Raw genomic sequence first — 10,205 nt, forward strand, 5'->3', positions numbered from 1 at the left:
CCGCGTCCCAGCCGGCGCCGGCTGGGACGCGGTCGCCATCGATTTCTCGCCGGCGGCGGTGGCGGCCGGCAAGGCGGCGGTGGGCCCGCACGCGGCGCGCGTGGTCGAGGCCGATTTCTTCACGTGGCAGCCGCAGCAGCCGCTGCAATTGATCTACGAGCGCGCCTTCCTGTGCGCCTTGCCGCGCGCGATGCGGCCGCGGGTGGCGGCGCGCTGGGCGGATTTGCTGGCGCCGGGCGCGCTGCTGGCCGGCTACTTCTTCTTCGACGACGCGCCCAAGGGCCCGCCGTTCGGCATCGCCCGCGCCGAGCTGGACGCCTTGCTGCTGGCCGGCTTCGAGTGCATCGCCGACGACGCCGTCAGCGATTCCATCCCCGTGTTCAAGGACAAGGAACGCTGGATGATCTGGCGCCGCCGGGGCGAATTCGGCAGCTGATGGCGGGAAACAGGCAGCTTGCCGGCAAAAAGCTTTATAATTCAGGGTTTTGATGATTTTTGCGGAGTAATAGATGCCGATCTACGCCTACCGCTGCGAGGCATGTGGTTTTGCCAAGGATGTCTTGCAGAAGATTTCCGACCCGCAGCTGACTGTTTGCCTGTCGTGCGGCAAAGAAACGTTTAAGAAACAATTGACTGCCGCCGGCTTCCAGTTGAAGGGTTCGGGCTGGTACGTGACCGATTTCCGTGGCGGCACGCCGCCGGCGACCGGGACCGCGACCGGACCGGCCACGCCTGCGCCGACGGAAACGCCGGCCGCCGCGCCGGCCGCCCCGTCCGGCGGCACGAAGTCGGAATAAACGCGGGAATAAAACGCGGGCTGAAGCCCACCGCAGCCACACCCACTCCAAGAGTAATCGATGCGTAAATATTTCATTACCGGCTTGCTGGTCCTGGTGCCCCTGGCGATTACCGCCTGGGTGCTGAACCTGGTCATCAGCACCATGGACCAGTCGCTGCTGTTGCTGCCGACGGAATGGCGGGCGGATATGCACAAGCTGATCGGCTTCGACCTGCCGGGCCTGGGTGCGTTGCTGACGATCCTCATCGTGTTCCTGACCGGCCTGCTGACCAACAACCTGGTCGGCAACTACGTGGTCAAGCTGTGGGAAAAACTGCTGACCCGCATCCCGGTCGTCAGCTCGCTGTATTCCAGCGTCAAGCAGGTGTCGGACACGCTGTTCTCGTCGTCCGGCAACGCTTTCCGCAAGGCGGTGCTGATTCCGTACCCGCACCAGAACTCGTACACCATCGCCTTCCTCACCGGCACCCCCGGCGGCGACGTCAAGAACCATCTGGTGGGCGACTATGTCAGCGTCTACATCCCGACCACGCCGAATCCGACGTCGGGATTTTTCCTGATGATGGCGCGCAAGGATGTGGTCGAGCTCGACATGTCCGTGGATGCCGCCCTGAAGTACATCGTGTCGATGGGTGTGGTGGCGCCGGAAGACGCGCCCAAGATCATCGACACCGCCGGCAAATAAAAGATTAACTGAGTAACTTAACCTGAACCGAGAAATAAACATGTCCTCAATGCGTACTCACTACTGCGGCCTCACCACTGAAGCGCTGCTTGGCCAAACTGTCAGCCTGTGCGGCTGGGTACATCGTCGCCGCGACCACGGTGGCGTGATCTTCATCGACCTGCGCGACCGCGAGGGCCTGGTGCAGATCGTCTGCAATCCGGAACAGGCTGAAGTATTCAAGGCCGCCGAGGCCGTACGTAACGAGTTCTGCCTGCGCGTCACCGGCGTGGTCAAGGACCGCCTGGCCGGCACCGTCAACGCCAACCTGGCATCGGGCAAGATCGAAGTGATCTGCTCGCAGCTGGAAGTGCTGAACCCCTCCGTGGCCGTGCCGTTCCAGCTGGACGACGACAACCTGTCGGAAACCACCCGCCTGACCCACCGCGTGCTGGACCTGCGCCGTCCGCAGATGCAGAACAACCTGCGCCTGCGCTACAAGGTCACGATGGAAGTGCGCAAGTACCTCGACGACCTGGGCTTCATCGACATCGAAACCCCGATGCTGACCAAGTCGACCCCGGAAGGCGCGCGCGACTACCTGGTGCCGTCGCGCGTCAACGCCGGCAACTTCTTCGCGCTGCCGCAATCGCCGCAGCTGTTCAAGCAGCTGCTGATGGTGGCCAACTTCGACCGCTACTACCAGATCACCAAGTGCTTCCGCGACGAAGACCTGCGCGCCGACCGCCAGCCTGAATTCACCCAGATCGACTGCGAGACCTCGTTCCTGACCGAACAGGAAATCCGCGACCTGTTCGAGGACATGATCCGCAAGGTGTTCCGCAACACCATGAACGTCGAGCTGCCTAACCCGTTCCCGGTGATGGACTTCGCCGAAGCGATGGGCAAGTACGGTTCGGACAAGCCGGACATGCGCGTCAAGCTGGAATTCACCGACCTGACCGACGTGATGAAGGACGTCGACTTCAAGGTGTTCTCGGGCGCCGCCAACCTGCCTAACGGCCGCGTGGTCGGCCTGCGCGTACCGAAGGGCGGCGACATGCCACGTTCGGAAATCGACGCCTACACCCAGTTCGTCGCCATCTACGGCGCGCGCGGCCTGGCGTACATCAAGGTCAACGAGAAGGCCAAGGGCCGCGACGGCCTGCAATCGCCGATCGTCAAGAACCTGCACGACGCCGCGCTGGCCAAGGTGCTGGAACTGACCGGCGCCGAAGACGGCGACCTGATCTTCTTCGGCGCGGACAAGGCCAAGGTGGTCAACGACGCCATCGGCGCGCTGCGCGTCAAGATCGGCCATTCGGAATTCGGCAAGAAGGCCGGCCTGTTCGACGACGTCTGGGCGCCGCTGTGGGTGATCGACTTCCCGATGTTCGAATACGACGAAGAGTCCGACCGCTGGACCGCGACCCACCACCCGTTCACCGCGCCGAAGGACGGCCACGAAGACTGGCTGGAAACCAATCCGGGCGCCTGCATCGCCAAGGCCTACGACATGGTCCTGAACGGCTGGGAACTGGGCGGCGGTTCGATCCGTATCCACCGCGAGGAAGTGCAGTCGAAAGTGTTCCGCGCCTTGAAGATCGACGCCGACGAAGCCCGCCTGAAGTTCGGCTTCCTGCTCGACGCGCTGCAATACGGCGCGCCGCCGCACGGTGGCCTGGCATTCGGCCTGGACCGTATCGTGACCCTGATGACCAAGTCCGATTCGATCCGCGACGTGATCGCCTTCCCGAAAACCCAGCGCGCGCAGGATCTGCTGACCCAGGCGCCGTCGGAAGTGGACGAGAAGCAGTTGAAGGAACTGCACATCCGTCTGCGCGCGGCCGAGCCGAAAGTGGCAAGCTAAATCTTTGCAATGGAAAGGGCGCTTCGGCGCCTTTTCTTTTATCCGAACCATGAAGCCTTACAAGATTCCCGAGTCGGTGCTGGTGGTGATCCACACCGCCGACCTGCAAGTGCTGCTGATCGAGCGTGCCGACCGGCCCGGCTACTGGCAGTCGGTGACCGGCTCGCTGGACGCGCCCGACGAGCCGCTGCCCGACACCGCCCGCCGCGAGCTGTTCGAGGAAACCGGCATCGTCGCCGACGGCGAGACCATCGTGCTGCGCGACTGGCAACTGTCCAACGTCTACACCATCTACCCGGTGTGGCGCCACCGCTACGCGCCGGGCGTGACCGAGAACACCGAGCACGTGTTCAGCGTCGAGGTCCCGCGCGACATCGCCGTCACGCTGGCCCCGCGCGAACACCTGAACCACGTCTGGCTGCCCTGGCTGGAGGCGGCCGACCGTTGCTTTTCTTCCTCCAACGCTGAAGCTATATTACAATTGCCAAGATATTGCCGTACGGCATAATTTTTCAGATCGCGGGTTTCCTGTTCATTCCGGTTCTTTTTGCATAGAATCAAGAGGCAGGCCCGTCTGACGGCCCGCTTCCAGGAGAACCCGCATGACCAGCCCCACCAAGTCCAGCCCGGCCTCGTTTGTCTTCGATTCCGGCACCTTGACCATTGATGCGTTGTTGAGCGGCTACAAGTGGGGCGGCGGCGCCGGCACGGGCGCCACGGTCACCTACAGCTTCCCGTTTGCCTTCGGCTCGGCCGTCTTCAGCGGGCCGGGCGGCGGCAGCTACTCCGACCTGGACGAGCCGCACGCCAGCCAGCATTACGGCCTCAACACGGTGCAGCAGGCGGCGGCGCAGACCGCGCTGCAGGCCTGGGCCAATGTCGCCAACGTCAAGCCGGTGCTGGTGGCCGACACCACCACCTCGGTTGGCGACATCCGCCTGGCCTGGACCTCGGCCAGCGAGACCGCCAGCGACGGCGGCGGCGCCTGGGGCTGGGCCAGCTTCCCGAGCAGCACCTACCCGTCCGGCGGCGACGTCTGGATCAGCACTGACGCGGACGGCGCGCTCAGCAGTAATGACTGGTCGGTGGGCTCGTACAACTACATGTCGCTGGTGCATGAGCTGGGCCATGCGCTCGGCCTCAAGCATCCGTTCGAGGACAATCCGGTCGATCCGGCGCACTCGACCCGCCAGTACTCGCTGATGGCCTACGACGATGCGCCGCACAGCCTGTTTGTCCGCGTCACCGAGACCGCCAATTCGGCCTCGTGGAAGTCCTACACCGTGGTGCCGAACGCGCCGATGCTGGACGACATCGCGGCGATGCAATACCTGTACGGCGCCAACACCACTTACCACACCGGCAACGACACCTACACCTTCGATCCGTCCACGCCGTTCCTGACCACCATCTGGGACGCGGGCGGCAACGACACCATTTCGATCGCCAACTTCAGCAACGGTTCGCTGATCGACCTGCAGCAGGGACACTACTCGTCCATCCACATTCCGTCCGACACCGGCGCCGGCATCAACTGGCAGACCGATCCGCCGGTGCCCACCTACGACGGCACCGACAACCTGGCCATCGCCTACGGCACGGTGATCGAGAACGCCATCGGCGGCAGCGGCAGCGACACGCTGATCGGCAACAGCGCCGCCAACCACCTGCAGGGCAATGGCGGCCACAACATCATTGACGGCGGCGCCGGCATCGACACCGCCATCTACACGGGTTCCTTCGGCAGCTACACGATGGCCGCCAGCGGCGCCGGCTATACGGTCACGTCCAAGAGCGATCCGGGCCAGAGCGACACCCTGAGCAATATCGAACGCCTGGCGTTCGCCGACGGCACCATGGCGCTGAGCCAGGCCGCCGTGGACGAGGATGCGGCGCGCGCGCCCTATGTGGCGATGGCGCAGAAATTCTATATCGCGTATTTCGGCAATCCCGCCGACCCCGGCGGCCTGAACAGCATGGTCACCCAGATGATGACCACCCACGCGCCGAGCACGACCGGGGACTTCATCATGGCGTATTACACCAACGCCACGGTCAAGGCGATGGTGGACAACTTCGCCCTCAGCTCCGATCCCGCCGCGCTGGGCAACGGCAGCGACCTGGATTTCCTGACCGCGATCTATGCCCACGTGCTGGGCCGCGCCACGGACCAGGGCGTGAATTACTGGGTCAACACGCTCAAGGCCGGCATGCCGCGCCCGCTGGCCGCGCTCAGCGTGCTGGAAGGCGCGGAGCACAACACCAGCGCCCAGGGCCTGATCGACGGCGCGCTGGTGAACAACCGCCTGGTGGTCGCCTCCAATTTCACGGCGCTGCTCGATACGCCTGCCGAACTGGCCGGCTACTCCGGCAGCGCCGCGGCGTCCGTGGCGCGCGCCTTGCTGACCCACGTCGACCAGAACACCAGCGTGCTGGCCTACGAGTCCACGGTGATGCAGACGGTGGCCACGCTGGCGGGCGGCGTCCAGACCAGCGCCGCGCCGCAGGACGTGGTGCTGGTCGGCACCAACACGCTCGAGCACGCCTGGGCCTAGGCCCGCGTTGTGTGCGGCAGCATACGCCGCAATTCCGGACTCAGGGTTAGAATACAGGGATGAAAATCCGAGTCGCGACCTACAACATCCACAAGGGCGTGTCCGCCATCCGCAGCGAACCGCGGGTGCTGGCGCTCAAGCAGGCGATCGGCCTGTTCGACGCCGACGTGGTGTTCCTGCAGGAGGTGCAGGGCAAGCATGACCTGAACGCCGCCAAGTACGGCGCCGAGCACCTGGGCCACAAGCACTGGCCGGCCGCCGCGCAGCACGAGTACCTGGCCGGCGAGTCGCGCCACGCCCACGCCGCCTACGGCATGAACGCGGTGTACGACCACGGCCACCACGGCAATGCGCTGCTGAGCGCCTTCCCGATCGCCAACCAGGCCAACCACGACGTCTCCGACCACGCCTACGAACAGCGCGGCATCCTGCACTGCGTGCTCAACACGCCCAAGGGCGCGGTGCATTGCTACGTCGTGCACCTGGGCCTGTTCGAGGCCGGGCGCCGCCGCCAGACCCAGGCGCTGATCTCGGCCGTGCGGGCCTCGGCGCCGGACGGCGAACCGGTCATCATCGCCGGCGATTTCAACGACTGGCGCAACACCCTCAGCGCCGAGCTGCGCAACGCGCTCGGCGTGGTCGAGGCCTTCGACCAGATCGGCTCCAACTCCACGCTCGACGAGCTGGTGCGCACGCTGCGCCGCAAGGCCAGCGTCACGCCGGCCCGCACCTTTCCGGCGGCGCTGCCGTTCTTCCGGCTGGACCGCATCTACGTGCGCGGCTTCAAGGTCGAGACGGCCGAGGTGATGCACGGCAGCCTGTGGGCCAAGCTGTCCGACCACGCGCCCATCGTCGCCAGCCTGGCGCTGCGCTGAGGTATTGCGGACGATTATTTGCGCACCAGCGTCGCGCTGTCGAGCTTGACGTCCAGCTGTTGCAGGCTGCTGTTCAGCATGACGAGGTTGGTCTTGTTGGCCACCAGTTCCTTGAGCCGCGCCTCGAAGGCGTCGAGGTGGCGGGTGCAGGGGCTGAGCTTGGCGAAGGCGAAATAATTCTTGTCCTCGGTCAGGAAGGGACGCATCGCCATGAACTGCGCGCCGCCGCCGTGGCGCGCCAGCCACGCCTCGCCGGTGAACAGGCCGCTGACGAAATAATCGATGCGGCCCAGGCCCAGCTTGCGGAAGTTGCTGTCGGCCGTGCCCGATTCCTCCAGCCGCAGATGGGCGGCGGAGAACGCCGAGAACTCGCGGCCGAAGGTGTTGCCGAGCGCGATGCCGCCCTTGTGGCTGGCCAGGTCCTGCCAGGTGTTGAAGATGAAGGCGTGCTGGCGCGGCACGAACACCGCCACCGGATTGGGGAAGGCCGGCGTGCGCACGAAGTCCAGGTAGCGTTCGCGCTCGGGCTGGATCTTCAGCGTCGCCACCAGGTCGATCTTGCCGGCCGCCGCCGTGGCCAGCACGCGTTTCCACGGGCCGACGTAGCGCACTTCGTAGGGGATCTTCAGGTCGGTCAGGATGCGCGTGGCCAGTTCGATGCTGGGGCCGCGCAGCGTCTTGCCGTCGTACCAGTGCAGCGGCGGATAGTCGGGGTCGGCGGACACCACCACCTTGGGGCAATCGGCCAGCACGGCGGCCGCCGCCGGCTGCAGGCAGGACAACAGCATCATCATCGACAGGCTACGCATGCTCCGGGCGCTCCATTCCCACTGGGGTTGCAATTTATTATAGACTTGTTTCGCGCCGTATTTTGGAACTCAAGGGTAGAATCCAGCCATGCGCACAGTTAATTTCATCGCCGATAACGAAGTCACGCTGCTCCACACCGGCGCCGACTACTTTCCGGCCCTGGTCGCCGCCATCGACGCCGCCAGCTACGAGGTGTATTTCGAGACCTACATCTTCGCGGCCGACGACACCGGCAAAATGGTGATGGCGGCGCTGATGAACGCGGCCCGGCGCGGCGTGCAGGTGCGCATGATCACCGACTGGTGGGGCACCGGGCGGCGCCAGGTCAACGGCATGCACGTGGAGCTGGTGGCGGCCGGCGTCGAGCACCGCGTGTTCAATCCGTGGTTCAAGCGCGGCGTCACCCGCACCCACCGCAAGATCTGCGTGGTCGACCGCCAGGTGGCCTACGTGGGCGGCATCAACATCAACGACGACATGTTCTGCGACCGCAACCGCTCCATCGAGCTGGTCGCGCCGCGCTGGGATTTCGCGGTGCAGGTGCGCGGGCCGCTGGTGGCGGCCATCCACCTGGAGGCGCTGACGCAGTGGCGCCGGCTCGGCCGGCTGGGCATCATCAAGCGGATCGGCTTGTTCCGCGACATGCGCAAGGTGAACAAGATCGCCACGCAGAACATGGTGCAGGCCGGCTTTGTGGTGCGCGACAATTTCCGCAACCGCCGCACCATCCAGCGCGCCTACCTGCAGGCGCTGGGGCGCGCGCGCCACAGCGTGCTGCTGGCCAATCCGTATTTCGCGCCCGGCGCCAAGTTCCGCCACGCGCTGGCCGCCGCCGCCGAGCGCGGCGTCGAGGTCACGCTGCTGATCGGCGTCGGCGAGATCTGGCTGCAGGACGCGGTCGCGCACTCGTTCTATCCGAAACTGCTGGCGGCCGGCGTCAAAGTGGTGGAATATCACAAGACCCAGTTGCACGCCAAGGTCGCCGTGGTGGACGACGACTGGGCCACCGTGGGCTCCAGCAATGTGGACGGCCTGAGCCTGTTTTTAAACCAGGAAGCGAACGTGGTGATCAAGGACGCGGTGTTCGCGCAAAACCTGCGCCAGCACATCGAGGCCGCCATCGCCGAGGGCGTGCTGGTCAACCCGGCCGACATCAAGCACGTCGGCCGCTTCCGCCGCATCGGCTACGAGGTCGCGTTTTTCGCGTACAAGATGCTGATGCGGGTCTTCGCAGTGGGGAAATACGCTTGAGCGAAAGTGTCAGACTGGACAAGTGGCTGTGGGCCGCGCGCTTCTTTAAAACCCGTTCGCTCGCCACCGAGGCGGTCGACAGCGGCAAGGTCAAGCTGGGCGGCGACAAGGTCAAGCCGGCGCGCGCGGTGCGCATCGGCGACACGCTGGACATCGATAACGGCTCCGACCGCTGGGAGGTCGACGTGATGAACCTGTCCGACGTGCGGGCCGCCGCGCCCATCGCGCGCAACCTGTACGAGGAAACCGACGCCAGCGTGGCGCGCCGCGCCGACGTGGCCGAGAACCGCCGCCTGTACCGCGAGCCAGGCGCGGACATCAAGGGCCGTCCCACCAAGCGCGACCGGCGCCAGCTGGGCAAGGCCGGCGGCTACGACTAGTCCGCCCGCAGGCGCGCCAGGCACATCAGGCTCAGCAGCGCGAACACGGCGCCGCTGAGCAGCGTCAGGCGGTAGTCGTGGCCGGACAGGTCGAGCACCGGCCCCTGCACGCCGCTGACCACGATATTGCCCAGCACAACCATCAAATCCTTGCTCGAGTTGTATTGCACGAACCGGGCCTTCGGGAACAGCGCCATCGGCAGCGACGCCGCCGCCGTGAACCAGGCGCCCGACACCACCACATGCGCCAGGTAGAACCACGGGAAGCAGGACGGATCGCCCAGGCTCAGGTAGCCGAGCGCGGCGGCCGCGCCGTACGCGCCCATGATCAGGCTGGACACGCGCAGCGCGCCGTAGTGGTCCACCAGCCAGCCGATGCCGAAGGCGGAGAGGATCGACACCGCGTAGCCGTACGCGGTCAGCGTGCCCAGCGTCGATTTCGGAATGCCGGACAGGTGGGCGTAGTACTGGTAGAAGGTGTTGAACGGACTGAAGGTGACGCTGGCCAGCATGAAGGCCGCCACCGCCCACAGGAAGGGCCGGTGCGCGAAGCAGGCCAGCACGTGGGCGCGCGGCACGGCCAGCGCGCGCCAGCCGGCCGGGCGCGGCGCGTTGTCGAGATCCATGCAGGGCGGCTCGCGCACCATCAGGCACACCAACAGCAGCGCCACGCCGAACACCAGGCCGATGGCCAGCAGGATCTCGCTCAGGTAGTGGTCGGTCAGCGCGAACACCCAGGTGTTGAAGGCGATGCCCACGCCCAGTCCGACAATGCGGAAGGCCGCGTAGAAGCGCCCCAGCAAACCCTGCGGCACGACGTCGTTGACCAGGCCGGTGAACAGCGACACCGCGCTGATGCCGGCGCATTCGAAGATGGTCCAGAACAGGCTGAAGGCGGCCAGGTTGCACAGCCGGCGCCCCGGCGACAGCGTGCCCAGCGAGGCGTCGGCCAGCGCGCCCAGCGCCGGCGAGCAGGCCAGGCCCAGCATGGCGGCGCAGCC

Annotated in this window: 11 protein-coding genes; 9 read left to right on the forward strand and 2 right to left on the reverse strand. The window is 65.8% G+C overall.

Features of this window, described 5'->3' with window-relative positions:
* The 7 genes from GTP90_RS33155 to GTP90_RS33185 form a co-directional block, all read left to right on the forward strand.
* A partial coding sequence (locus GTP90_RS33155; RefSeq protein ID WP_161087509.1) for a class I SAM-dependent methyltransferase occupies positions 1-436 on the forward strand: 436 nt, incomplete at its 5' end.
* Positions 437-509: 73 nt separating this feature from the next.
* Complete coding sequence (locus GTP90_RS33160; RefSeq protein ID WP_161087510.1) at positions 510-797, forward strand: FmdB family zinc ribbon protein; 288 nt, start codon at positions 510-512, stop codon at positions 795-797.
* Positions 798-857: 60 nt separating this feature from the next.
* Complete coding sequence (locus GTP90_RS33165) at positions 858-1,484, forward strand: DUF502 domain-containing protein (protein ID WP_161087511.1); 627 nt, start codon at positions 858-860, stop codon at positions 1,482-1,484.
* Positions 1,485-1,533: 49 nt separating this feature from the next.
* Positions 1,534-3,333, forward strand: coding sequence for an aspartate--tRNA ligase (gene aspS, locus GTP90_RS33170; RefSeq protein WP_175048335.1), 1,800 nt, complete (start codon positions 1,534-1,536; stop codon positions 3,331-3,333).
* A gap of 49 nt (positions 3,334-3,382) precedes the next feature.
* Positions 3,383-3,841: a dihydroneopterin triphosphate diphosphatase gene (gene nudB, locus GTP90_RS33175; protein ID WP_161087513.1), complete on the forward strand. Its 459-nt coding sequence runs from the start codon at positions 3,383-3,385 to the stop codon at positions 3,839-3,841.
* A gap of 94 nt (positions 3,842-3,935) precedes the next feature.
* The gene (locus tag GTP90_RS33180; RefSeq protein WP_161087514.1) at positions 3,936-5,888 is read left to right on the forward strand and encodes a M10 family metallopeptidase C-terminal domain-containing protein; all 1,953 of its coding nucleotides are present in this window, start codon (positions 3,936-3,938) and stop codon (positions 5,886-5,888) included.
* 59 nt (positions 5,889-5,947) lie between these two features.
* Positions 5,948-6,763 (forward strand): endonuclease/exonuclease/phosphatase family protein, encoded by an 816-nt coding sequence (locus tag GTP90_RS33185; protein ID WP_161087515.1) that lies wholly within the window; start codon positions 5,948-5,950, stop codon positions 6,761-6,763.
* A gap of 14 nt (positions 6,764-6,777) precedes the next feature.
* Here the strand turns inward: GTP90_RS33185 and GTP90_RS33190 are convergent, their stop codons facing one another.
* Positions 6,778-7,572: a substrate-binding periplasmic protein gene (locus GTP90_RS33190; protein ID WP_161087516.1), complete on the reverse strand. Its 795-nt coding sequence runs from the start codon at positions 7,570-7,572 to the stop codon at positions 6,778-6,780.
* Positions 7,573-7,660: 88 nt separating this feature from the next.
* Here GTP90_RS33190 and clsB point away from each other — a divergent pair, with 88 nt between their 5' ends.
* Together clsB and GTP90_RS33200 are read left to right on the forward strand one after the other, a co-directional pair.
* Entirely contained in the window at positions 7,661-8,824 is a 1,164-nt protein-coding gene (gene clsB, locus GTP90_RS33195; protein WP_161087517.1) for a cardiolipin synthase ClsB, read from the forward strand.
* The gene (locus GTP90_RS33200; RefSeq protein WP_161087518.1) at positions 8,821-9,204 is read left to right on the forward strand and encodes an RNA-binding S4 domain-containing protein; all 384 of its coding nucleotides are present in this window, start codon (positions 8,821-8,823) and stop codon (positions 9,202-9,204) included. Before clsB ends, GTP90_RS33200 begins: the two co-directional genes overlap by 4 nt.
* On the opposite strand, the gene GTP90_RS33205 is transcribed toward GTP90_RS33200, so the two are convergent.
* A partial coding sequence (locus GTP90_RS33205) for an MFS transporter (protein ID WP_161087519.1) occupies positions 9,201-10,205 on the reverse strand: 1,005 nt, incomplete at its 5' end. The two genes, GTP90_RS33200 and GTP90_RS33205, sit on opposite strands and share 4 nt — an antisense overlap.

Origin of the sequence: Duganella vulcania (genome assembly GCF_009857655.1) — a bacterium.
GTDB classification, from domain to species: domain Bacteria; phylum Pseudomonadota; class Gammaproteobacteria; order Burkholderiales; family Burkholderiaceae_D; genus Rugamonas; species Rugamonas vulcania.

Coding starts and splice junctions, on each gene's coding strand:
- aspS (WP_175048335.1), top strand. CDS start 1,534: ATGCGTACTCACTACTGCGGCCTCACCACTGAAGCGCTGCTTGGCCAA.
- GTP90_RS33190 (WP_161087516.1), bottom strand. CDS start 7,572: ATGCGTAGCCTGTCGATGATGATGCTGTTGTCCTGCCTGCAGCCGGCG.
- GTP90_RS33185 (WP_161087515.1), top strand. CDS start 5,948: ATGAAAATCCGAGTCGCGACCTACAACATCCACAAGGGCGTGTCCGCC.
- GTP90_RS33180 (WP_161087514.1), top strand. CDS start 3,936: ATGACCAGCCCCACCAAGTCCAGCCCGGCCTCGTTTGTCTTCGATTCC.
- GTP90_RS33160 (WP_161087510.1), top strand. CDS start 510: ATGCCGATCTACGCCTACCGCTGCGAGGCATGTGGTTTTGCCAAGGAT.
- nudB (WP_161087513.1), top strand. CDS start 3,383: ATGAAGCCTTACAAGATTCCCGAGTCGGTGCTGGTGGTGATCCACACC.
- GTP90_RS33165 (WP_161087511.1), top strand. CDS start 858: ATGCGTAAATATTTCATTACCGGCTTGCTGGTCCTGGTGCCCCTGGCG.
- clsB (WP_161087517.1), top strand. CDS start 7,661: ATGCGCACAGTTAATTTCATCGCCGATAACGAAGTCACGCTGCTCCAC.